This is a genomic window from Actinobacillus delphinicola, assembly GCF_900638385.1.
In the GTDB taxonomy this organism is placed as follows: domain Bacteria; phylum Pseudomonadota; class Gammaproteobacteria; order Enterobacterales; family Pasteurellaceae; genus Actinobacillus_C; species Actinobacillus_C delphinicola.
Genome location: NZ_LR134510.1, coordinates 806860 through 828756, shown reverse-complemented (window position 1 = coordinate 828756; position 21897 = coordinate 806860). Strand labels below are relative to the sequence as shown.

The window sequence follows — 21897 nt, the reverse complement described above, 5'->3', positions numbered from 1 at the left end:
TCGAAAAATTTTTCTAAAATCGTGGCGTATGGGCTAGTAGAGTTTTAAGGCTTACTCTTCATCAAGATCGATGTTGATACCTAATGAACGGATTTCTTTCATAATTACGTTGAAAGATTCCGGTGTACCTGGGTCCATTTGTTGGTTGCCCGCAACGATGTTTTTATACATCTTCGTACGACCGTTCACGTCATCAGATTTCACGGTTAACATTTCTTGTAGGGTATAGGCTGCACCATAAGCTTCAAGTGCCCAAACTTCCATTTCCCCGAAACGTTGTCCACCGAACTGTGCTTTACCACCCAATGGTTGTTGGGTAACAAGGCTGTAAGAACCGGTTGAACGAGCGTGCATTTTGTCATCAACTAAGTGGTTCAATTTGAGCATGTACATGTAACCTACTGTTACTGGACGTTCAAATTTCTCACCGGTACGACCATCGAATAAAGTAATTTGTCCTGATGTTGGAAGATCACCTAATTCTAATAAACCTTTGATTTCTTTTTCATCCGCACCATCGAATACTGGTGTTGCGATTGGTAAACCTTTACGTAGGTTTTCTGCTAAACGCATTACTTCTTCGTCAGTGAAGGTATTAAGATCAACTTTTTGTTCACCTTCGCCAAGGTCGTAGGCTTTTTGCATGTATTCACGCAATTTTTCTACGCTTTGTTTTTGTTTTAACATCGCATTGATCTTATCACCGATACCTTTAGCCGCTAAGCCTAAGTGAGTTTCTAAGATCTGACCGATATTCATACGAGAAGGTACGCCCAGTGGGTTTAGTACGATATCAACAGGTTGACCGTTTTCATCGTATGGCATGTCTTCGATTGGGTTAATTTTTGAGATAACCCCTTTGTTACCGTGACGACCCGCCATTTTATCCCCAGGTTGGATACGACGTTTAACAGCAAGATAAACTTTAACCACTTTAAGTACACCTGGTGCTAGATCATCACCTTGGATAATTTTGCCACGTTGTACTTCAAGTTTTTGTTCGAACTCTTTACGTAATTCTTCGTATTGATCCGCAAGTTGTTCTAATTGAGTTTGTTTTTCTTCATCGCTTAGACTTTGATCAAGCCATTGTTCACGAGTCATTCGATCAAGGGTTGCTTCATCCATACCGCTTGATACTAAAAGATTGCGCACACGTGCGAAAAGACCAGCTTCAAGAATTTCTAACTCTTCCATTAAGTCTTTTTTCGCTTCTTTTAATTGCATTTCTTCAATTTCAAGTGCACGTTTATCTTTTTCAACGCCATCGCGAGTAAATACTTGAACGTCAATTACGGTACCAGACACGCTGTTTGGAACACGTAAAGAAGAATCTTTAACGTCAGATGCTTTTTCACCGAAGATTGCACGAAGAAGTTTTTCTTCTGGGGTTAATTGAGTTTCACCTTTAGGTGTCACTTTACCCACAAGAATATCACCACCTTTTACTTCCGCACCGATGTAAACGATACCTGATTCATCAAGTTTACTTAATGCAGCTTCGCTTACGTTTGGAATATCCGCAGTAATTTCTTCAGCGCCTAATTTAGTATCACGCGCCACACAAGATAATTCTTGGATGTGGATTGTTGTGAAACGATCTTCTTGAACAACACGTTCAGATACTAAGATCGAGTCTTCGAAGTTATAACCATTCCATGGCATGAACGCTACACGCATGTTTTGACCAAGTGCAAGTTCACCTAAGTCGGTTGATGGACCATCTGCTAAGATTTCGCCACGACCAACAGGTTCGCCTAATTTCACACAAGGAATTTGGTTAATACAGGTGTTTTGGTTAGAACGGGTATATTTGATTAAGTTATAAATATCAATACCCGCTTCTCCTGCGATGGTTTCATCTTCGTTTACTTTCACCACGATACGTGATGCATCAACATATTGAATTGTACCGCCACGTTTTGCTGTAACCGCTACGCCAGAGTCAAGTGCTACTGGTTTTTCCATACCAGTACCAACAAGTGGTTTGTCTGCACGTAAAGTAGGTACTGCTTGGCGTTGCATGTTCGCACCCATCAAGGCACGGTTCGCATCGTCGTGTTCCAAGAACGGAATTAACGCTGCCGCTACAGATACAACTTGTTGAGTTGAAACGTCCATATATTGAACTTCATCAGGGCGGAATAAACCAGATTCACCTTTTTCACCACGTGCTGTTACGAAAGCATCAGTGAAACGGAAGTCATCATCTAAGTTTGAGTTCGCCTGTGCGATAACGTATTTACCTTCTTCGATAGCAGATAAATATTCGATTTCTTCAGTTACTTGACCATTCACTACTTTACGATACGGAGTTTCTAAGAAACCGTAGTCATTTGTACGAGCGTACACAGAAAGTGAGTTGATCAAACCGATGTTTGGACCTTCAGGGGTTTCGATTGGACATAAACGACCATAGTGAGTTGCGTGAACGTCTCGAACTTCGAAACCTGCACGTTCACGAGTTAAACCACCTGGACCCAATGCAGAAATACGACGTTTGTGTGTCACTTCTGAAAGTGGGTTATTTTGGTCCATGAATTGTGAAAGTTGTGAAGAACCAAAGAATTCTTTAACCGCAGCAGAAATTGGTTTCGCATTGATAAGATCTTGTGGAGTTAATGAATCAAGATCACCTAAAGATAAACGTTCTTTCACTGCACGTTCAACACGTACTAAACCAATACGGAATTGGTTTTCTGCCATTTCACCAACAGAACGAATACGACGGTTACCTAAGTGGTCGATATCATCCACTTCACCGTTACCGTTACGGATTGCAATGAGTTTTTTCATTACACGAACGATATCGTCTTTGCTTAATACACCGCTTCCTTCAGAATCATCGATCCCTAAAGAACGGTTAAATTTCATGCGACCTACTGCAGATAAGTCATAACGATCTGGTGAGAAGAACATATTTTCGAATAAGCCTTCAGCCGCTTCTTTTGTAGGCGGTTCACCAGGACGCATCATACGGTAGATTTCTACTAATGCGCTTAAACGATCATAAGATGGGTCGATACGTAAAGTTTCAGAAATATACGCACCTGCATCAAGATCATTTGTAAATAATGTTTCAATTGTTTTGTAGCCAGCTTGTGAAAGTTTCGCCAAGATTTCTAGGGTTAACTCTTCATTTGCACCACAAATAATTTCGCCAGTTTCAAGATCTAAGTATTCTTTCGCTGCAACTTTACCAACGATATATTCAGTTGGTACAACAACTTGATTTACATTATCTTTTGCTAATGCTTTGATATGGCGAGCTGTAATACGGCGACCACGTTCAACATAAACTTTACCATTGGCTTCAATATCGAAAGATGCAGTTTCACCACGTAATCTTTCAGGTACTAAAGTCATTAATAATTTATTGTTATCAATGGTAAATTCTACTTTGTCGAAGAATAAGTTTAAAATTTCTTCAGTAGTGTAGCCTAAAGCACGTAAAATAATGGTTGCAGGTAATTTACGACGACGGTCAATACGAGCAAAAAGATTATCTTTTGGATCGAATTCAAAGTCTAACCATGAACCACGGTAAGGAATAATACGTGCGTTAAATAAAATTTTACCTGATGAGTGAGTTTTACCACGATCACTATCAAAGAATACACCTGGACTACGGTGTAATTGTGATACTACAACACGTTCTGTACCATTAATAACGAAGGTTCCGTTATCAGTCATTAATGGAATTTCGCCCATGTACACTTCTTGTTCTTTAATATCTTTAATAGTACCTGGAGCTGCATCACGATCATAGCTCACTAGACGTAATTTAACGCGTAAAGGTGCAGAATAGGTAGTTCCACGAATTTGACATTCACGAACATCAAAAACAGGTTGACCTAACTGATAGCTAACATATTGTAATTCTGTATAGCCATTATTACTCACAATCGGGAATACAGAGCGGAATGCTGCTTCTAGTCCTTGTTGTCCTTCAGGATCTCTGCGAATAAATTTTTCAAAAGAATCAATTTGAATTGTTAATAAATAAGGGACGTGTAAAACTTGTGGACGTTTTCCAAAGTTCTTACGAATACGTTTTTTTTCGGTATATGAGTAAACCATAGGGTTCCTCTGCTTGTTGTTCAGTGACCCAACCGCTAATACTTGGTAGCGGCAACGATGCCGTTAAGTGACCGCACTCTGAACCTTACTTCTCTAGTGGGTAGGAGCTCAAAAATAGATACAATTCGTATCCCTTGAGTAAAAAATAGAAATAAATAACGGTGAATTTATTCCTATATATGGATAGCACAAAATGGCTGATGGAAAAACCACCAGCCATTTGGCCTAAAGTCAGGCAAAAATCAAATTAAAATTATTTGATTTCTACTTTAGCACCAGCTTCTTCTAATGCTTTTTGTAATTCTTCAGCTTCAGCTTTAGAGATACCTTCTTTTAAGGTTGCTGGAGCAGATTCAACTAAATCTTTAGCTTCTTTTAAGCCTAAACCAGTTGCACCACGTACTGCTTTGATTACAGCAACTTTGTTAGCACCAGCTTCAGCTAAGATAACGTCGAATTCAGTTTTTTCTTCAGCTGCTTCAGCTGGACCTGCTACAGCTACTGCTGCTGCAGCTGCTGAAACACCAAATTTTTCTTCCATCGCTGCGATTAATTCAACGATATCAGTAACAGATTTAGAAGCGATTGCTTCAATGATTTGTTCGTTAGTTAAAGACATAACAATCAATTCCTAAGTAAATATAATTTAACAGTTTAAGAAAAGCAGAACGAATTAAGCTGCTTGTTCTTCCATTTTGTCGCGTAATGCCGCAAGAGTGCGAACAAGTTTGCCTGCCGCAGCTTCTTTCATAGTAGCCATTAAACGTGCAATTGCTTCATCGTAAGTTGGTAATGTTGCTAAGAATTCAACATCTCTTACTTCACCTTCGAAGGCTGCACCTTTGATTTCAAACTTATCGTTTGCTTTAGCAAATTCTTTGAACAAACGTGCTGCTGCACCTGGGTGTTCGTTAGAAAAAGCGATAAGTGTAGGACCTACAAACGTATCTTTTAAACATTCGAATTCGGTACCTTCTACTGCACGACGTAATAAAGTATTACGAACGATACGCATAGAAACACCAGCTTCACGAGCGTTTTTACGTAATTCAGTCATTTTATCAACAGTAACACCACGGCTGTCCGCGATAACTACTGAAAGGGCACCTTTGGCGGCTTCATTTACTTCGGCAACAATTGCTTGTTTGTCTTGAAGATTTAATGCCATTGGCTTTTAGCTCCTGAATACACTCCGATTTCTCGGAATAAAAATTCCTAACTCGGTATTAAGTTAGGGCGAATTCGGTGCACAGAAGCAAGAAAACTTCTTATTCTGTATCACCATCTACGTAGGATGATTAAGAGTTTCCTCCCCTACGGTCTTGGATGAGGCTTGATAAGGTCAAGCACCAGCCAGAAATATTCACATCAATTGTGAAAACAGTCCTAAATTTTAATCAATTAAAATTTATCTGTAAAGTATTTTTATAAATTTATTCTAAGTTATCTTACCCTACTCTACATTCATACACCTGTAAGATAATGATAAAACTTAAATAATATATATAAAGATACTTTTTTAATAACCGAATTATCCGTTACGATTATTAAAAAACCACTGACCGAAGTCAGTGGTTTTACGATTTTATAATAATTTCAATTTGAAATTATTAAAGCCTACATTATAGAGAAGCTAAATCGATTTCTACACCAGCACCTTGAGTGGTTGAAAGGCTAACTTTCTTGATGAAAATACCTTTTGCTGTAGATGGTTTTGCTTTGTTTAATGCAGCCATTAAAGCTTGTAAGTTTTCTTTTAACTGTTCTTCAGTGAAGTTAGCTTTACCGATGGTTGTGTGAACAATACCATTTTTGTCGTTACGGTAACGAACCTGGCCAGATTTTGCATTTTTAACTGCGTCAGCAACGTTTGGAGTAACGGTACCTACTTTAGGGTTTGGCATTAAACCACGTGGACCAAGGATTTGACCTAATTGACCAACAACGCGCATTGCATCTGGAGATGCGATAACAACGTCAAAGTTCATTTCACCTTTTTTCACTAATTCAGCTAAATCTTCCATACCAACTAAATCAGCACCAGCTTCTTTAGCAGCTTCAGCGTTAGCACCTTGAGTGAATACAGCTACACGTACTTCACGACCAGTTCCGTTTGGTAGTACAGTTGCACCACGTACGTTTTGGTCTGATTTACGAGGATCGATACCTAAGTTAACAGCAACGTCAACACTTTCAACGAATTTAGGTGTTGCGAATTGTTTTAATAAAGCTACTGCTTCTTTGATTTCATAAGCTTTAGTTGTATCAACACCAGCTTTGATTGCTTTCATACGTTTAGTAAGTTTAGCCATTGATTATTCCTCCACGACCAAACCCATTGAACGTGCAGTACCTTCAATAGATTTCATTTTAGTTTCGATAGTTGCACCAGTCATATCAGCTGCTTTTAATTCAGCGATTTCTTGTACTTGTGCTTTAGTCACTTTACCAACTTTATCTTTGTTTGGTTTACCAGAACCAGATTTGATACCAGCTGCTTTTTTCAATAATACTGCTGCTGGAGGAGTTTTGGTAATGAAAGTGAATGAACGGTCAGCGTAAACTGTAATAACTACAGGAATTGGTAAACCTTTTTCCATTTCTGCAGTACGTGCATTGAATGCTTTACAGAATTCCATGATGTTCACACCTTGTTGACCAAGAGCTGGACCTACAGGTGGTGACGGGTTAGCCATACCAGCTGCAACTTGCAACTTAACATAGGCTTGGACTTTTTTAGCCATTTTTAATTTCCTCTAATTTGGGTAATAGCGCTATTGCTAGCTCCCCTGTGTGTAAAAAAGAGTCGCATTTTAGTAAAATGTGACCATAATTTCAAGTAAAAATTATTAATAATCACGCCACGATTTTCGTGGAAAATTATTAATTTTTTTCTACTTGTGAAAATTCTAATTCAACTGGTGTCGCACGACCAAAGATAGAAACAGATACTTTTAAGCGACCTTTTTCGTAATCGATCTCTTCAACTGTTCCGTTAAAGTCTGCAAATGGTCCTTCGGTTACACGGATATCTTCACCTGGTTGGAACATAGTACGTGGTTTCGGTTTATCAGCATTTTGTTCTAAACGGTTTAAAATTAAATCCGCTTCACGATTACTGATTGGAGCAGGTTTATCTGGTGTCCCACCGATAAAGCCCATCACACGTGGCACGCTACGAACAAGTTGCCAAGTGTAATCATTCATTTCCATTTTCACTAATACATAACCTGGGAAAAATTTGCGTTCGCTTTTACGACGTTTCCCACCAACGTTTTCTACAACTTCCTCTGTCGGAACAAGCACTTCACTGAAAAGATCTTCCATTTCATGTTGTTTGATATATTCACGTAAAGTTGCTGCTACACGTCCTTCATAGCCTGAAAAAGCTTGTAAAACGTACCAACGTTGCTTATTTGTTTTATTTTCTTCTGTCATATTAGAACCTTAAATCTGTCAAGAAGTTAATTGTTGAAACGATGATGCTGTCAAATCCCCATAAAATTAAGGAAACGGCAACGGTTACGCCTATAACAATTAAAGTCGTTTGCATAGTTTCTGGACGTGTTGGCCAGGTAATTCTTCGTAATTCAATCTTTGATTCTTTTAAGAATTGACGTGCTTTTGCCCCTTGGTTTGTTACTGCGGCAATACCTAGGGTGATAAGTAACCCAATAATTACTGCAATAATACGGATAGGTGTGGCAAAGCTATCTGCAAAATAAATGTTGCAGAATGCGATAACTGCGATAAGGACAACAACAAGCACCCACAAAAGTTTATTTAACCCTGTAGATTTTGGTTGTTCAATTTCAGCTAATTGTTTTTGTTTCTTTTTTTGATTTTCCGTCGCCATAATTTAGCCTATTTTTTTAAGGTTAATAAGTGAAAAGTAATAAAAAACGCAAAATTGTAGCACTTTATTTATTTATTGACCATTAAAAACTGAAAATTCCACCGTTTCTATTTTAATCAATCTTTGTCTGTTGTTTGTCTAACTAGTAAATTTTTTTGGTTTCTAATTCTACTTTTCTCTTCTATTTTTTGCTAAATAAATGTGTTATTATTCCGCAATTTTGTAAAAAATTTGCGAACAATCCATAACACCAGAGGTACAAAAAATGAAATTAGTAGAAGTAAAACATCCCTTGGTCAAGCATAAACTCGGTTTAATGCGTGCTGGAGATATTTCCACCAAAGAATTCCGTGCATTAGCAACAGAAGTAGGAAGCTTATTAACTTATGAAGCTACTCAAAACTTAGAAACCGAGAAAGTTACCATTAATGGCTGGTGCGGTCCAGTAGAAATTGATCAAATCAAAGGGAAAAAAGTAACAGTTGTTCCAATTTTGCGCGCAGGTTTAGGCATGATGGACGGTGTACTTGAGCATATGCCAAGTGCACGTATTAGTGTCGTGGGTATGTATCGTAATGAGGAAACGCTTGAACCTGTACCTTATTTCCAAAAACTTGCAAGTGATATGGATGAGCGTCTTGCAATTGTGGTAGATCCGATGCTGGCAACGGGCGGTTCCATGATTGCAACTATTGATCTTTTAAAACAACACGGTTGCAAACAAATAAAAGTTCTGATTCTCGTTGCCGCTCCAGAAGGATTAAAAGCACTCGAAGCTGCTCATCCTGATATTGAAGTATATACAGCCTCTATCGATGAATGTTTAAATGAAGACGGCTATATTTTGCCAGGACTTGGCGATGCGGGTGATAAAATTTTTGGAACAAAATAATCCATTTCACTCCATATGAATAGAAAAAAGGTTAAGTGCTTGCTTAACCTTTTTTCTTAAAGTTTATCGCTATGATGAATTAAAACAAACTTTTCCCAAAGCATTTCTTGCGATTCTTGATGATCGGGATCAGTTTTAATACAGTTACTGATAGGGCAAACTTTTTGGCAAGTTGGTGTTTCATAATGTCCAACACATTCAGTGCATAAGTTAGGATCAATCTCATAAATATTATCCCCCACACTAATTGCATTATTAGGACACTCAGGTAAACACATATCACAATTTGTGCATTTCTCTGTAATTAAAAGTGCCATAGATTCTCTAACATTAAATTGATACAAAGTGATTGATTATAAGGTTTTTGGTTACAAAATTAAAGGTTCAGAGAATAACTTATAAGAAGCTTAAAATTAGTCGATAAATTTCCGTTACAATCTAAGAATAAGACGGTATAATACGCTCCGTTTAGAGTCTATTTATAGGAGAAATTAATATGTCCGTTATCAAAATGAAAGATCTTGATTTACGCGGAAAAACTCTTTTTATCCGAGCTGACCTCAACGTGCCAATTAAAGATGGGGAAATCACTTCTGATGCTCGTATCGTAGCAACCATTCCGACTTTAAAATATGCCCTTGAACAAGGTGCTAAAGTAATGGTTACTTCTCACCTTGGTCGTCCTACTGAAGGCGAATTCAATCCCGAATTTTCATTACAAATTGTTGTAGACTATCTAAATAAACACTTAGAAGGTGTACCTGTTCGTTTAGTACGTGACTATTTAAACGGTGTTGATGTTCGTGAAGGCGAAATCGTAGTATTAGAAAACGTGCGTATGAACAAAGGTGAAAAGAAAAATGATCCTGAATTAGCGAAAAAATATGCTGCACTTTGCGACATTTTCGTTATGGACGCATTCGGTACAGCTCATCGTGCCCAAGCATCAACTTATGGTGTAGCAGAATTTGCACCTATCGCTTGTGCAGGTCCACTTCTTGCCGCTGAACTTAACGCATTAGGCAAAGCATTAAAAGAACCACAACGCCCAATGCTTGCAATCGTAGGCGGTTCAAAAGTTTCAACCAAACTTGAAGTATTAAACTCTCTTTCTAAAATTGCAGACAAAATTATTGTCGGCGGCGGTATTTCTAATACTTTCGTTGCAGCAGCTGGCTACAATGTAGGTCTTTCTCTGTATGAAAAAGATTTAATCCCTGTAGCGAAAGAACTTTCAGCAACAACCGATATTCCATTAGCAATTGATGTACGTGTGGGTAAAGAATTTTCTGAAACTGCTCCTGCAACTGTAAAACCCGTTGATGCTGTTCTTGATGATGATGAAATCATGGATATTGGTGATAAAACTGCCGATCAATTAGCAGAAATTATCAAAGGCGCAAAAACTATTCTTTGGAATGGTCCTGTTGGCGTATTTGAATTTCCTAACTTCCGTATTGGTACTGAAAAAGTGGCACGTGCTATCGCTGAAGCAACAGCAAATGGTGCATTCTCAATTGCTGGAGGTGGCGATACTTTAGCAGCAATTGATATGTTCGGTATTAAAGATAAAATCTCTTATATCTCAACTGGCGGTGGTGCTTTCCTAGAATTCGTTGAAGGAAAAGTTTTACCAGCGGTTGAAATCCTAGAAAAACGTGCAGCAGAAATGCAAGCATAAGATGTAAAGTGCGGTTAAACGTTATTTATCCGCACTTTTTTATAAATTTTAGTTACTTATTTGAGCTTAGAGGACAATCTCATGACAACTAGATTACTTGATATCGTAAAACCAGGCGTATTAACAGGCGATGATGTAAGTAAAGTTTTTGCTTATGCAAAAGAACATGGCTTTGCCATTCCTGCTGTAAACTGTGTAGGTTCTGACAGTGTAAATGCCGTTCTTGAAACTGCAGCACGTGTAAATTCACCAGTAATTATTCAATTCTCTAATGGCGGTGCAAGTTTCTTTGCTGGTAAAGGCTTAAAAGAAACCCAAAGCGGTGTTCGCCAAGATGTATTAGGTGCGATTGTTGGTGCAAAACAAGTTCATACTCTTGCAAAAGAATATGGCATTCCTGTTATTCTTCATACTGACCATGCAGCTAAAAAATTACTACCTTGGATCGATGGCTTACTTGATGCGGGCGAAAAACACTTTGCAGAAACAGGTAAACCACTCTTCTCTTCTCATATGTTAGATTTATCAGAAGAACCAATGGCTGAAAATATGGCGATTTGCCGTAAATACTTAGAACGTATGTCACGCATGGGCATGACTCTTGAAATCGAAATCGGTATCACTGGTGGGGAAGAAGATGGCGTTGATAACAGTGATGTAGATGAAACTAAACTTTATACTCAACCACAAGATGTACTTTATGTTTACGATCAATTAAGCCCAATCAGCCCACGTTTCACCATTGCTGCAGCATTTGGTAACGTGCATGGTGTTTACAAACCAGGTAACGTAAAACTTAAACCATCTATTCTTGGTAAATCACAAGAATACGTTTCTAAAGAACGTAATCTTCCACCAAAATCATTAAACTTCGTATTCCACGGCGGTAGTGGCTCAACTACTGAAGAAATCCGTGAAGCAATTAGCTATGGTGCTATCAAAATGAATATCGATACTGATACTCAATGGGCAGCATGGCAAGGTGTATTAGATTTCTATAAAGCAAATGAAGCTTATCTTCAAGGTCAATTAGGTAACCCAACTGGTCCTGATGCACCAAATAAAAAATACTACGATCCACGTGTATGGTTACGTAAATCAGAAGAATCTATGTCTAAACGCCTAGAAAAATCTTTCCATGATTTAAACTGTATCGACGTACTATAAAATTTATAGTTGTAAAAAGACCGCATAATTGCGGTCTTTTTTTTGCATAATTTTTTTCGAAAATTGTGGCGTATGAAAATTTCTACAAAATAAATATTGAGGTTGCAATATAAAAAAGGCTACGTCCGTAGCCTTCTTACATAAATTTTTTGGAAAATTGTGGCGTGATTAATTTATTGCACTATCTTTATTAGGTTTAGAGAACCAAATAACAATGATCATACTTAAAAATGCCAATGCGGATAGCCAAAAAATTTCATTACTTGAAATAATGAACCCTTGTTGTGTAATCGTTTGTGCAATAAAACCTGAGGTTTGTTGTTGACTCATCCCCATCGCTTCCATCTTATGATAAAACTCTACAGAGTTTTGTGTGTAAGGCGTAATAGATTCAACTAAGCGTTCATGATGTAATGATTCACGGTTGTACCACATATTCATCACTAATGATGTTCCGATAGACCCCGCCAAAGTTCGGGAGAAGTTGAACAAACTTGTTGCGGATGCCATTTTATTTTCTGGTACTTCAGAAAGTGTAATATCAGTAAGCGGCATGAAGAAACACGCAACGGCAAGCCCTTGAATAAATTGCGGAAATGCCACATCAAAGAATCCCATTTCTGGTTCAAAAACATAGGCACGCCACATAAACGACGTTGCATAAACCAAGAAACTAAAAGTAACCAATGCCCGCATATCGAATTTACTACTATATTTACCAATAATCGGCATGACGATTAATGGTAAAATCCCTACTGGTGCCGTTGCTAGCCCCGCCCAGGTTGCCGTATAGCCATACACGGATTGTAATAAAATTGGGATAAGTACAATAGAACCGATATAGAATAGATAGGATAATGATGTACACAAACAGCCAATCGAGAAATTACGTGATTTAAACAAAGATACATCGACAATCGGGTTATCATCCGTTAATTCCCAGATAACTAGCCAAATTAATCCCACCACCGCAATAATCGCTAAAATCACGATTTCTGTTGAACTAAACCAATCATATTCACGTCCTTTATCAAGCATCAATTGTAATGCTCCGACCCCGAAAACTAGTAGGATTAACCCAACAAGATCGACTGGTTCACGTACTGTTGATGTTTCTCGATGAAGTAGAATCTTACCTGAAACTAATACAACAAAAATCCCAACAGGTACATTAATAAAGAAAATCCATCCCCAAGCAGCATTATCACTGATCCAACCCCCAAGAATTGGACCCACAACGGGCGCTATAACCACGGTCATCGCCCAAAATGCTAAAGCTAATGGCCGTTGTTTCGGCGGATAGTTATTTAATAATAAACTTTGTGATAATGGGATAAGTGGACCTGATACCGTTCCTTGCATCACACGGAAGAAGATTAGTACTTCAAGATTTGAAGACATCCCACAACACCATGAAAAGAAGGTGAATAAGGCTGTTGAAGCAAGGAATAATTTTACCTCACCAAACCGCTTCGCTAGCCAACCTGTAATCGGAATAGAAATCGCATTGGCCACACCAAACGAGGTAATTATCCAAGTCCCTTGAGAACTTGAAGCACCCAAGTCACCTGAAATTGTAGGAATCGCTACATTGGCAATACTCGAATCTAGCACCTGCATAAAGGTTGCAAGTGCTAAAGAGATCGTCATAAATGCCAGTGTTATTCCAGTAACAGGTGGATAATTTTTTACTTCGACCTGCATAGGGCTTAATCCCCAATATTCGCTTTAATAATTTGCTCAATTACGTTATCAAGTTCACTTTCATTGTAAGTAAGCACATCAGTTTTATATACAGCTTTAATTGGTTGTGCTGCACGTAGTGTTTCTCCAGCAGTATCACTTACATCGACACGTACTAATGAAGATAAGCCAATACGTAATGGATATTTTTTAATTTGATCCGCTGGTAACGCAATACGGACAGGCACCCTCTGTACAATTTTAATCCAGTTACCCGTTGCATTTTGTGCTGGTAATAATGAGAACGCACTACCTGTTCCCATTTCAATCCCTTTCACAGTACCATCAAATTTCACATCATCACCATAAAGGTCAAAGGTTACACGTGCTTTCTGTCCGATACGCATGTCTTTCATTTGCGTTTCTTTAAAATTTGCTTCAACCCACATTTGATTTGCAGGAACAATCGCCATTAATGGTGTACCAGCAGCAATCGTTTCACCAACTTGGACATTACGTTTTGCAACATAACCATCTACTGGGCTTAACACTTTAGTACGTTTTAAGTTTAACCATGCATCTTTTACACCAGTAATAGCAATTTTCACGGCGGGTTGTTGACGTAATGGCGTATCAAGTAATAATGCTTTATTTGCAGCTAATTGATTTTGCGTTAATTTTAAACTCGCAACCGCTGCATCATACGCATCCTTACTGTGCGTCAACATAATATTAGACGTTGAATTAGTTTTTGCTAAGTTTACTTGGCGCATGTAATCAGATTTCGTTTGTTTTACGGCAATCTGTTTTTGTACCACGGCTGCTTCAAGTTCTTTTACGCTATACATCAGATTACGTTCTTTACGCACCACTTGGGCTAACTCATCTTTTGCATGCGCAAAGGCTAATTCACGATCTTTCGGATTTAGCACAACTAATACATCGCCTTGATGAACATATTCCGTATTTTGCACATTAATTTGCATTACCGATCCCGCTACTTGCGAAGATATGGCAACTTGATTCCCATGCACATAAGCATCATCCGTTTCTTCAGAGCCACGAATAAAGAATAACCAATACAAAAAAGATAAAACCACAACAAGTAAAATAACCAAACCAAAAATAGTCATTGATTTTTTACGTGCTTTCTTCTTCGTTGTTGTCGTTTCAATCATTGCCCCGTCAGATGATTTTTGCGTGGAATCCTGTACCTCTGACTGCGGTTTCGATACATTGTTATCTGCCATAATTACCCCTATATTTGCTCAATATGATTCGTTAACTTACGTAAAATCACCTGTAAGAATTCTCTTTCTTCTGGCGTAATAATTGAAAAAATATCACTAATTAATTTCCATTGATGTGGTAAAAACTCTTCTAGCACATTAATCCCTTTATCTGTAAGATTAAGTAAATATGCTCGACGATCACTTTTCATCAATTGGCGTTCAATCCAGCCTTTTTTCTCAAGATCATCGGATACCCGTGTAATATTAGTACGTGAGGATCCTAACATTTCACTCAATATCGACGGTTGAATAGAACGATTTTGTTGGTAATAAATTAAGGTCAATGCCAAAAATTGTGTTTCATTAAGCTCAAATTGTTGTAATAATTTAGTTCTGTGCTCTTTATAAAGCGCAGTAAAGTTTGTCATTAAGCGAACTAAAATTAAGTCTTCAACTGGCATTAATGACGCTTTATTGCCCGCAGTCCTACGGATAAGTTTTTCTTGATCATTAAAAGTATATTTCATCACTTTTCTCCCCCGACAATTGGTCATTAATTATATAGTAACTAAGATTACTATCAAGCCAATTTATTTTTTCAATATAAAATTATTTCATTAAAAATAGAAATTTTTTTCATCAAAAAGTTATGACTATTTGTGCAATTCGTGCCACCCATTCCATATTATTTGCTTGCTCTTTGTGCTATCCTTACACCCGAGTTCTTTAGTTCATTTATTAAGGGAAAAACATGACAACACAATTAGACGCATTACGCGAAATGACTGTAGTCGTTGCTGATACGGGCGATATTGATGCAATGAAAACTTATCGTCCAGAAGATGCGACAACTAACCCATCTTTAATTTTAAGTGCTTCTGCGCTCCCTCAATATGCACCACTTATTGACGAAGCGATTGCTTATGCAAAACAACAAAGCAATGACCCTGCACAACAACTTGTTGATGCGGAAGATAAATTAGCGGTAAACATCGGTTTAGAAATTCTTAAAATCGTTCCGGGACGCGTTTCTACAGAAGTGGATGCACGTTTTTCTTACGATACTGAAAAAACTATTGCAAAAGCACGTAAACTTATGGCGCTTTACAATGCGGCAGGTATCGCAAATGATCGTATCCTGATTAAAATCGCATCAACATGGCAAGGTATCCGTGCAGCTGAAATTCTTGAAAAAGAAGGCATCAACTGTAACTTAACCCTACTCTTCTCTCAAGCTCAAGCTCGTGCGTGTGCAGAAGCAGGCGTTTACCTTATCTCACCATTCGTAGGTCGTATCCTCGACTGGTACAAAGCAAATAGTGATAAAAAAGAATATGCACCAGAAGAAGATCCAGGTGTTATCTCTGTTACCCGTATTTACAACTACTACAAACAACACGGTTACAAAACTATCGTAATGGGTGCAAGTTTCCGTAATATCGGAGAAATTCAAGCATTAGCAGGTTGTGATCGCTTAACTATCGCACCAGCTTTATTAAAAGCACTTCAAGAAGATACTAACCCACTTCCACGTAAACTTGACTTCCAAGGCGCAGTTGAAGCAAAACCTGCTCGTATGACTGAAGCTGAATTCTACTGGGAACACAACAGTGACCCAATGGCAGTTGAAAAATTAGCGGAAGGTATCCGTAAATTTGCGATTGACCAAGAAAAACTAGAAGCAATGCTTAAAGCAAAATTCTAATTTACCCTTTATGATTGAAGCACCTTTCGGGGTGCTTTTTTATTTTACTATGATAAAAAAACGTTATTTATTACTCTCGCTTCTATTAAGTGGCTGTCAGGTTTCTCAACCCTCCCCATCCTTAGCTGGACAATACCAAACGCCCCATAAGCCTCAGGAATACTGGCAACAGGTCAATATTACTCCTCTGCCAAATCATCAATTCCAGATTGAGATTACTGCATCCAAAGTCCGCCATTATCCTGCTTGTGAATATCAAGGAACTGGATTTTGGCAAGCGGGAAAAATTTGGGTTAATCTTGAAGAAGATAAAGAGAAACCACCCATTTATATGTGGATTACGCCACTCTCCCCAACCAAAATTGACATATTCACTCAACATTTTGAAGATCGATTCCGCATGATGTATTACTGCATGGGCGGTGCCTCACTTGCGGGAGAATACATAAAAAATACATAATTTTTCACGAAAATCGGGGCGTGATAAAGAGAAAATAAAAAAGCCACAATCCGTGGCTTTTTTGTTGATAAGAAAAATTAAGCTTCAGCTACTGCTGTCGCCTCATATTGAGATTGGCGGAAAAGTGCAAAGCCGAATAAAGTGATAAAACCACAAACGAACATTGCTACCGTTACCGTCCAGAGTCCATACATTGCAAAAGCAGACACTAAGCCACTTGCAATAAAACAAATCAATGTTTGTAAAAAGTTTAATAAGCCTGCTGCCGTAGCACTACACTCTTTAAAATCGCTCAATGCGAGATTAATTACAATCGGATAAATCGCTCCATTTGCCACCGCTAAAAAACAGAATGGAATTAAAATAGGCCAAATATTATTAACAGGCATCACAAATGGAATAATGAACATGACCAAAACGCTTAAGAAGAAAAGCCCAAGTAACCACGGTAAAATACGTTTTCCTTCGTAATGCGCTAATAAACTACGGCATCCAAAGCCCCCCACGATAAATGCAATCGTTTGAGGAACATAACTTAAACCAATATCACCACCTGTATAGCCCATTGCTGCCATAATAAATGGAGAGCCTGTTAAATATGCAAAAAACGCAGCAGAACACGCTGCAAAGATAATCATATTTCCGAAGAATTTTTTTGAAGTCAAAATTGCTGCATAATCGCGTTTAAGTTGCACACTTAATTTTTCTTGTTCACGATCAAGTGGCGCACTTTCTGGCTCACGTAATGTCATCAATGCAATAAAAATACCAAATGCAACTAAAACGAGGAAAATACTACGCCAACCAAAATGATGTTCTAATCCTGCCCCAACTAACGGTGCAAGTGCTGGAGAAAGTGCGACAAGCGGCATAATGGTTGCAAAAATACGTCCCGCAGTTTGTCCTTCATAACGATCAACAACAATTGCCTGCCAAATCACTGTCGCAGAACACGCCCCCAGTGCTTGCAAGAAACGGGCACCAAGAAAAACTTGAATATCTTGCGAAAAGGCACAAAGTAAGGTTGCTAAGCCAAAAAGTGTCATACCACCAACAAGGACTTTAATACGCCCAATGCGGTCAGATAATGGACCATAGACTAATTGCCCAATCGCCATACCGAGTAGAAAAACACTCAACGTTAAACCAATAGAAGATTCGGTTGTACCAAAGGCAGTACGAAGTGTTTCAAATGCTGGCAAGTACATATCTGTCGATAAAAAGCCCAACATACTTAAACATGCGAACCAAAATAAGGTAAATTTTGTCGGGGTTCCTTTCATAATTGTTATTCCCATTCTTAATTTTAAAAAACGCTAGTTTACTCATAGTCAAAAGCGGTGTGAAACGCTAAAATTTACGCATTCCTTTCAAAAAATTTAAACGCATATGTTTTCTTATACTGAACTCCAAGTTATTGATGTTGTCGCTCGTTGTGAAAGTTTTTCAGCCGCAGCAGAAGAATTACATAAAGTACCGAGTGCGATTAGTTATACTATTCGCTCCATTGAAGAGCGTCTTGCTGTACAACTTTTTATTCGCTTACATCGCAAAGTTGAATTAACGCCAGCGGGGAAATTTTTCGTTGAGGAAAGCCGAAAAGTGCTGAAGCAAATGGAAAGTATTAAGCTCCGCACTCAGCAAGTCGCAAACGGTTGGTGTGAAAACGTTACTGTTGCATTAGATAACATTGTGCGTGAACAACAAGTTAATCAATTAGTACGTGATTTTTACCGCACGTTCTCGGATGTTGAATTACATCTCACCATGGAAGTTTTTAATGGGGTATGGGATGCGTTAGCCGATGGGCGAGCCGATATCGCCATTGGTGCAACCACGGCAATTCCTGTTGGAGGCAATTTTGCCCATCGAGATATGGGAACGTTAGTATGGAAATTCGTAGTCGCCCCTCACCATCCTTTAGCCACTGTTCAACATCCACTCACCGTGCCAGAATTGGCACAATATCCTGCGGTATGTTTGGAAGATACGGCAAGAACTTTACCCAAACGATTAACTTGGCTTATGGATAATCAACGCCGTATTGTCGTGCCTAATTGGCATAGCGCACTGCAATGTTTACGTGGTGGCTTAGGAATTTCGATCGTCCCTAGTCATATGGCAATCCCCCTTTTAGAAAAAGGCGAATTGATTGAAAAAGAATTGGCCGTAAAACCGCCCGTTAGCCCATGTTGTCTGGCATGGAATAAATCAAAAATGAGTCCAGCGGTAGTGTGGATTTTAAATTATCTTGGTGATAGCGAAAAGCTACACCAAGATTGGATTCGTTAAACCAGATTAACGATATTGACGGTTTTCACAACTCATCGGGTTCCATTTTTTATCATAACAAATACTGATTTCGCTATGATTAACTTTGATAAACACATCACGTAATTGCGGATTATGCTCTTTTAAGAAAGCAATAAGACGACGTTTATTTGGTTTATCATTTGGTAGAACAAGTTGTTTATACAAGACTTTTTCCATATTGAAATAATCTTGTGGCGTACGGAATGCACATGCACCGTGTTTTTCCCATTCACCTTGTAAAAGTGCTTTACCTGGTGAATATTGTAAATACGGTTCTAGTACCGATTCAGGAAGAGGTGGTAAATCTCCCTGACAGAAACGTGGTTGATCTTTGATTTGTTCTGCATGAGCATTTTGTGGCCATAATCCATGAACAACCCATTTGAAGTGGCTATTTGGACCACATTGATATTGTTGATTTTCTGGAATTTCACCATACTTTTCACGCACATGCTCACAAAAACTTGGTGAATAAGAAAGCGTAAGCATGTAATAATCTACGGGTGCTGTGCTATTTTGTCCAAATGGATCCGTTGCCATATGTGCATCGTAATCAACATTCGCAAACGCAACTACACTAGAAAGTGCAAAAAGTGCAGTAGTAGCAAGTTTAAAGGTTTTCATTGCGATACCTCAAAAATTTTCTCGATTTTCGGGGCGTATTAAAAAGCAAGCTGAGGATGATAATGCTCGGTTAACGTCACACACTCATCCATGGTCACAATTCGAATTGCTTTATCTTTAAGAAAATAAGGCATAAATCCACGTGCTTCAACATCATTCTTTAATACGCAAACCTGACATAGATTCGGACGAAAATGGGTAAGATTTTTTACTAAAAAATTTACGCCATTTTGCCAAAAAAGCACTACATCTTGTTCGGTCAAATTTTGCCATATTTTGGTCATTTCTGCCAAATCATATTGTGATTGTGAAAAGGTATATAACATTGCATCCTCTAAAACGTAAAAACTTTTTCAGCTTGTTGTAAACGTGAAAGCCATTGGTGATATGGTAATGCTTCAACATCAATTATTGAACGATCCTGGATAAAGGCGTATTGCATACTTTCACTACATACAAATCGATTTTCAATATCGTACAAATCCAATAATTTAAAGGCTGCAGTGAAATCTTTTTGTAAAATAATGTCAGGTTTTTGATCGACCACAAGGTTTAAAATCCCCTCATCAAGAAAAAATACCCCAATCTCTTCCTCATCACAAAATGCCGTTGCCGCAAGTAAGGCATCTAATCCTTCTCGTGCAATACTTGAACCATGCGGTGCAGTTCGAAATACAAATGCTAATTTCATATCTATCCTTAAAATTGTAATACACGATCGCAAGTTAGCGAGGCCTGCATAAACTCACCAAGTCCTGCCAAAATAAAGGGGGATGCGACACTGATTTCAGAGGTTGCAGATGTAATTTCATCTACCACGCCACGACGTTGCGCTGCAGCAATACATAAATGTAATGGCACTTGATATTGTTGATGGAATGCCTGCCATGCTTTTAATAAATTGAACTCATCGTTGGCTGGAGAAACAAATTTATTTGCATTAGACACACCATCTTGCATGAAGAAAATTTGTTGAATTTGATGCCCTTGTTTTACTAAGGCTTGGGCAAATTGTAAGGCGGTAAAAGCACTCTGTTGTCCATAATTTGCACCACTTACCGCTAATACATAACGCATATTGATTCCATTTTATTGATAAAAAAATACCGCATTATTTAACACAATGCGGTAGGTAAATTTAAAAATTATTTTTCCGCAGTTACATCTAACACTTTCACTTGGAAATAAAGGTCAGAATTAGCTGGGATTGGTCCCATAGCATTATCACCATAAGCTAATTTAGCTGGAATAACCATTTGGATTTCGCCACCTTTTTTAATTAATTGAAGCGCTTCAGTCCAGCCTGGGATAACTTGGTTTAACGGAAATTCTACGGCACCGTGTTTTTCTGAACTATCGAAAACTTCGCCATTACCAAGTTTACCAGTGTATTCTACTTTTACAGTATCAGTTGGAAGAATCTTCGCCCCTTCCCCTTCGCTTACGATACGATAGAGAATGCCTGATGCTGTTTTTTTCACACCTTCTTGTTTAGAGAAAGTTTCCATTAATTTTTTGTTATTGTCTTCAACTGATTTGACTTGTGCTGCTTCCAATGTATTTTGCAATTTACGCAAAGTAGATTGAATTTGTTCATCTGTCATTTCTGGTTTGTTATCAAGAGCATCTTTAATACCTTGAAGAATATAGGTTTGATTATAATCCATCATACCTTTTTGGCTTTCAATCATACCTACCAAGAAATTTTGACCAGCTGCATAACCTACTGCATAAGAAGCTTGGCTATTGAAGTCTTTTGGTAATTGTTGTTGCTGTTGTGCTTGTGGTGCTGTCGTTTTGGCATCATCATGACAAGCTGTTAAAAAAGTAGTTGCGACAACAGTAGTTGCCAAAATTGCTGTGATTTTTTTCATTTTTAACATTTTTAATATCCTTTATAATAACAAAAAATGTCGTTTTAGATTAAAGCGGATTGTACAAATGTCAATCTTTATTTTAATTAGGAAAATAGATTGTGGAAAACAACTTAGAAATTAGAGTGACCGAACTTGAAACGAAAATTGCGTTCCAAGAAAAGACAATTGAAGAATTAAATGACGTAATGGTCCAGCAGCAGTTTATGTTGGATAAAATGCAACGCCAACTTCGCCACCTTGCAGATAAGCTTAAAGGCGTACAAAGCTCTAATATTGCAAGTTTAGCTGAGGAAACGCCTCCTCCACATTACTAATTTAGGATAATTA

General features: G+C 38.2%; 24 protein-coding genes. 7 read left to right on the top strand and 17 right to left on the bottom strand.

Annotation, left to right across the window (positions count from 1 at the left end):
- Nucleotides 1–51: 51 nt before the first annotated feature.
- The 7 genes from rpoB to secE all read right to left on the bottom strand — a co-directional run bounded on the left by rpoB (nt 52) and on the right by secE (nt 7936).
- Nucleotides 52–4080, bottom strand: coding sequence for a DNA-directed RNA polymerase subunit beta (gene rpoB, locus EL259_RS03850; protein ID WP_126599173.1), 4029 nt, complete (start codon nt 4078–4080; stop codon nt 52–54).
- A gap of 253 nt (nt 4081–4333) precedes the next feature.
- Nucleotides 4334–4699, bottom strand: a complete 366-nt coding sequence (gene rplL, locus EL259_RS03845) for a 50S ribosomal protein L7/L12 (RefSeq protein ID WP_126599171.1) — start codon at nt 4697–4699, stop codon at nt 4334–4336.
- 54 nt (nt 4700–4753) lie between these two features.
- The gene (gene rplJ, locus EL259_RS03840) at nt 4754–5248 is read right to left on the bottom strand and encodes a 50S ribosomal protein L10 (RefSeq protein WP_126599169.1); all 495 of its coding nucleotides are present in this window, start codon (nt 5246–5248) and stop codon (nt 4754–4756) included.
- 454 nt (nt 5249–5702) lie between these two features.
- Nucleotides 5703–6392 carry a 50S ribosomal protein L1 gene (rplA, locus tag EL259_RS03835; protein ID WP_126599167.1) on the bottom strand — a complete coding sequence of 230 codons (690 nt, stop codon included), beginning with the start codon at nt 6390–6392 and terminating at the stop codon, nt 5703–5705.
- 3 nt (nt 6393–6395) lie between these two features.
- Nucleotides 6396–6824, bottom strand: coding sequence for a 50S ribosomal protein L11 (rplK, locus tag EL259_RS03830; RefSeq protein WP_126599165.1), 429 nt, complete (start codon nt 6822–6824; stop codon nt 6396–6398).
- Between the two features lie 139 nt (nt 6825–6963).
- Nucleotides 6964–7518, bottom strand: coding sequence for a transcription termination/antitermination protein NusG (gene nusG / locus EL259_RS03825; protein ID WP_126599163.1), 555 nt, complete (start codon nt 7516–7518; stop codon nt 6964–6966).
- A 1-nt stretch (nt 7519) separates the two neighbouring features.
- Complete coding sequence (gene secE / locus EL259_RS03820; protein ID WP_126599161.1) at nt 7520–7936, bottom strand: preprotein translocase subunit SecE; 417 nt, start codon at nt 7934–7936, stop codon at nt 7520–7522.
- Nucleotides 7937–8201: 265 nt separating this feature from the next.
- On the opposite strand from secE, the gene upp reads away from it, so the two are divergent.
- The gene (upp, locus tag EL259_RS03815) at nt 8202–8828 is read left to right on the top strand and encodes a uracil phosphoribosyltransferase (protein WP_126599159.1); all 627 of its coding nucleotides are present in this window, start codon (nt 8202–8204) and stop codon (nt 8826–8828) included.
- A gap of 56 nt (nt 8829–8884) precedes the next feature.
- Here upp and EL259_RS03810 read toward each other — a convergent pair whose 3' ends face one another.
- Nucleotides 8885–9145, bottom strand: coding sequence for a YfhL family 4Fe-4S dicluster ferredoxin (locus tag EL259_RS03810; RefSeq protein ID WP_126599157.1), 261 nt, complete (start codon nt 9143–9145; stop codon nt 8885–8887).
- Between the two features lie 179 nt (nt 9146–9324).
- On the opposite strand from EL259_RS03810, the gene EL259_RS03805 reads away from it, so the two are divergent.
- Nucleotides 9325–10509 (top strand): phosphoglycerate kinase, encoded by a 1185-nt coding sequence (locus EL259_RS03805; protein ID WP_126599155.1) that lies wholly within the window; start codon nt 9325–9327, stop codon nt 10507–10509.
- 81 nt (nt 10510–10590) lie between these two features.
- Nucleotides 10591–11676 carry a class II fructose-bisphosphate aldolase gene (fbaA, locus tag EL259_RS03800; protein WP_126599153.1) on the top strand — a complete coding sequence of 362 codons (1086 nt, stop codon included), beginning with the start codon at nt 10591–10593 and terminating at the stop codon, nt 11674–11676.
- A 168-nt stretch (nt 11677–11844) separates the two neighbouring features.
- Here the strand turns inward: fbaA and EL259_RS03795 are convergent, their stop codons facing one another.
- The 3 genes from EL259_RS03795 to EL259_RS03785 form a co-directional block, all read right to left on the bottom strand.
- Nucleotides 11845–13380: a DHA2 family efflux MFS transporter permease subunit gene (locus EL259_RS03795; RefSeq protein WP_126599151.1), complete on the bottom strand. Its 1536-nt coding sequence runs from the start codon at nt 13378–13380 to the stop codon at nt 11845–11847.
- A gap of 5 nt (nt 13381–13385) precedes the next feature.
- Nucleotides 13386–14537, bottom strand: coding sequence for an HlyD family secretion protein (locus tag EL259_RS03790; protein WP_126600861.1), 1152 nt, complete (start codon nt 14535–14537; stop codon nt 13386–13388).
- 80 nt (nt 14538–14617) lie between these two features.
- Nucleotides 14618–15118, bottom strand: coding sequence for a MarR family transcriptional regulator (locus EL259_RS03785; protein ID WP_172594215.1), 501 nt, complete (start codon nt 15116–15118; stop codon nt 14618–14620).
- A gap of 224 nt (nt 15119–15342) precedes the next feature.
- Here EL259_RS03785 and tal point away from each other — a divergent pair, with 224 nt between their 5' ends.
- Together tal and EL259_RS03775 are read left to right on the top strand one after the other, a co-directional pair.
- The gene (tal, locus tag EL259_RS03780) at nt 15343–16296 is read left to right on the top strand and encodes a transaldolase (RefSeq protein WP_126599147.1); all 954 of its coding nucleotides are present in this window, start codon (nt 15343–15345) and stop codon (nt 16294–16296) included.
- Between the two features lie 49 nt (nt 16297–16345).
- Nucleotides 16346–16756 carry a hypothetical protein gene (locus EL259_RS03775; RefSeq protein WP_126599145.1) on the top strand — a complete coding sequence of 137 codons (411 nt, stop codon included), beginning with the start codon at nt 16346–16348 and terminating at the stop codon, nt 16754–16756.
- Nucleotides 16757–16833: 77 nt separating this feature from the next.
- Here the strand turns inward: EL259_RS03775 and punC are convergent, their stop codons facing one another.
- Entirely contained in the window at nt 16834–18039 is a 1206-nt protein-coding gene (gene punC / locus EL259_RS03770; protein ID WP_126599143.1) for a purine nucleoside transporter PunC, read from the bottom strand.
- 106 nt (nt 18040–18145) lie between these two features.
- On the opposite strand from punC, the gene punR reads away from it, so the two are divergent.
- Complete coding sequence (gene punR / locus EL259_RS03765; RefSeq protein WP_126599141.1) at nt 18146–19048, top strand: DNA-binding transcriptional activator PunR; 903 nt, start codon at nt 18146–18148, stop codon at nt 19046–19048.
- A 6-nt stretch (nt 19049–19054) separates the two neighbouring features.
- Here punR and EL259_RS03760 read toward each other — a convergent pair whose 3' ends face one another.
- From EL259_RS03760 to EL259_RS03740, 5 genes are all read right to left on the bottom strand, one after another.
- A complete protein-coding gene (locus tag EL259_RS03760) occupies nt 19055–19693 on the bottom strand; it encodes a ribonuclease T2 family protein (protein WP_232019076.1) in 639 nt (212 codons plus the stop codon).
- Nucleotides 19694–19731: 38 nt separating this feature from the next.
- Nucleotides 19732–20019 carry a DsrH/TusB family sulfur relay protein gene (locus tag EL259_RS03755; RefSeq protein ID WP_126599139.1) on the bottom strand — a complete coding sequence of 96 codons (288 nt, stop codon included), beginning with the start codon at nt 20017–20019 and terminating at the stop codon, nt 19732–19734.
- 8 nt (nt 20020–20027) lie between these two features.
- Nucleotides 20028–20384 (bottom strand): sulfurtransferase complex subunit TusC, encoded by a 357-nt coding sequence (gene tusC / locus EL259_RS03750; RefSeq protein WP_126599138.1) that lies wholly within the window; start codon nt 20382–20384, stop codon nt 20028–20030.
- 8 nt (nt 20385–20392) lie between these two features.
- Nucleotides 20393–20770 (bottom strand): sulfurtransferase complex subunit TusD, encoded by a 378-nt coding sequence (tusD, locus tag EL259_RS03745; protein ID WP_126599137.1) that lies wholly within the window; start codon nt 20768–20770, stop codon nt 20393–20395.
- 68 nt (nt 20771–20838) lie between these two features.
- Entirely contained in the window at nt 20839–21576 is a 738-nt protein-coding gene (locus EL259_RS03740) for an FKBP-type peptidyl-prolyl cis-trans isomerase (RefSeq protein WP_126599135.1), read from the bottom strand.
- 89 nt (nt 21577–21665) lie between these two features.
- On the opposite strand from EL259_RS03740, the gene EL259_RS03735 reads away from it, so the two are divergent.
- Nucleotides 21666–21884 carry a SlyX family protein gene (locus tag EL259_RS03735; protein ID WP_408608235.1) on the top strand — a complete coding sequence of 73 codons (219 nt, stop codon included), beginning with the start codon at nt 21666–21668 and terminating at the stop codon, nt 21882–21884.
- The last annotated feature ends 13 nt before the right edge of the window (nt 21885–21897 follow it).

What these genes read in the sequence shown, in the direction of transcription:
- rpoB (WP_126599173.1), bottom strand. Translation starts at nt 4,080, where the DNA reads ATGGTTTACTCATATACCGAAAAAAAACGTATTCGTAAGAACTTTGGA.
- rplL (WP_126599171.1), bottom strand. Translation starts at nt 4,699, where the DNA reads ATGTCTTTAACTAACGAACAAATCATTGAAGCAATCGCTTCTAAATCT.
- rplJ (WP_126599169.1), bottom strand. Translation starts at nt 5,248, where the DNA reads ATGGCATTAAATCTTCAAGACAAACAAGCAATTGTTGCCGAAGTAAAT.
- rplA (WP_126599167.1), bottom strand. Translation starts at nt 6,392, where the DNA reads ATGGCTAAACTTACTAAACGTATGAAAGCAATCAAAGCTGGTGTTGAT.
- rplK (WP_126599165.1), bottom strand. Translation starts at nt 6,824, where the DNA reads ATGGCTAAAAAAGTCCAAGCCTATGTTAAGTTGCAAGTTGCAGCTGGT.
- nusG (WP_126599163.1), bottom strand. Translation starts at nt 7,518, where the DNA reads ATGACAGAAGAAAATAAAACAAATAAGCAACGTTGGTACGTTTTACAA.
- secE (WP_126599161.1), bottom strand. Translation starts at nt 7,936, where the DNA reads ATGGCGACGGAAAATCAAAAAAAGAAACAAAAACAATTAGCTGAAATT.
- upp (WP_126599159.1), top strand. Translation starts at nt 8,202, where the DNA reads ATGAAATTAGTAGAAGTAAAACATCCCTTGGTCAAGCATAAACTCGGT.
- EL259_RS03810 (WP_126599157.1), bottom strand. Translation starts at nt 9,145, where the DNA reads ATGGCACTTTTAATTACAGAGAAATGCACAAATTGTGATATGTGTTTA.
- EL259_RS03805 (WP_126599155.1), top strand. Translation starts at nt 9,325, where the DNA reads ATGTCCGTTATCAAAATGAAAGATCTTGATTTACGCGGAAAAACTCTT.
- fbaA (WP_126599153.1), top strand. Translation starts at nt 10,591, where the DNA reads ATGACAACTAGATTACTTGATATCGTAAAACCAGGCGTATTAACAGGC.
- EL259_RS03795 (WP_126599151.1), bottom strand. Translation starts at nt 13,380, where the DNA reads ATGCAGGTCGAAGTAAAAAATTATCCACCTGTTACTGGAATAACACTG.
- EL259_RS03790 (WP_126600861.1), bottom strand. Translation starts at nt 14,537, where the DNA reads ATGATTGAAACGACAACAACGAAGAAGAAAGCACGTAAAAAATCAATG.
- EL259_RS03785 (WP_172594215.1), bottom strand. Translation starts at nt 15,118, where the DNA reads ATGAAATATACTTTTAATGATCAAGAAAAACTTATCCGTAGGACTGCG.
- tal (WP_126599147.1), top strand. Translation starts at nt 15,343, where the DNA reads ATGACAACACAATTAGACGCATTACGCGAAATGACTGTAGTCGTTGCT.
- EL259_RS03775 (WP_126599145.1), top strand. Translation starts at nt 16,346, where the DNA reads ATGATAAAAAAACGTTATTTATTACTCTCGCTTCTATTAAGTGGCTGT.
- punC (WP_126599143.1), bottom strand. Translation starts at nt 18,039, where the DNA reads ATGAAAGGAACCCCGACAAAATTTACCTTATTTTGGTTCGCATGTTTA.
- punR (WP_126599141.1), top strand. Translation starts at nt 18,146, where the DNA reads ATGTTTTCTTATACTGAACTCCAAGTTATTGATGTTGTCGCTCGTTGT.
- EL259_RS03760 (WP_232019076.1), bottom strand. Translation starts at nt 19,693, where the DNA reads ATGAAAACCTTTAAACTTGCTACTACTGCACTTTTTGCACTTTCTAGT.
- EL259_RS03755 (WP_126599139.1), bottom strand. Translation starts at nt 20,019, where the DNA reads ATGTTATATACCTTTTCACAATCACAATATGATTTGGCAGAAATGACC.
- tusC (WP_126599138.1), bottom strand. Translation starts at nt 20,384, where the DNA reads ATGAAATTAGCATTTGTATTTCGAACTGCACCGCATGGTTCAAGTATT.
- tusD (WP_126599137.1), bottom strand. Translation starts at nt 20,770, where the DNA reads ATGCGTTATGTATTAGCGGTAAGTGGTGCAAATTATGGACAACAGAGT.
- EL259_RS03740 (WP_126599135.1), bottom strand. Translation starts at nt 21,576, where the DNA reads ATGTTAAAAATGAAAAAAATCACAGCAATTTTGGCAACTACTGTTGTC.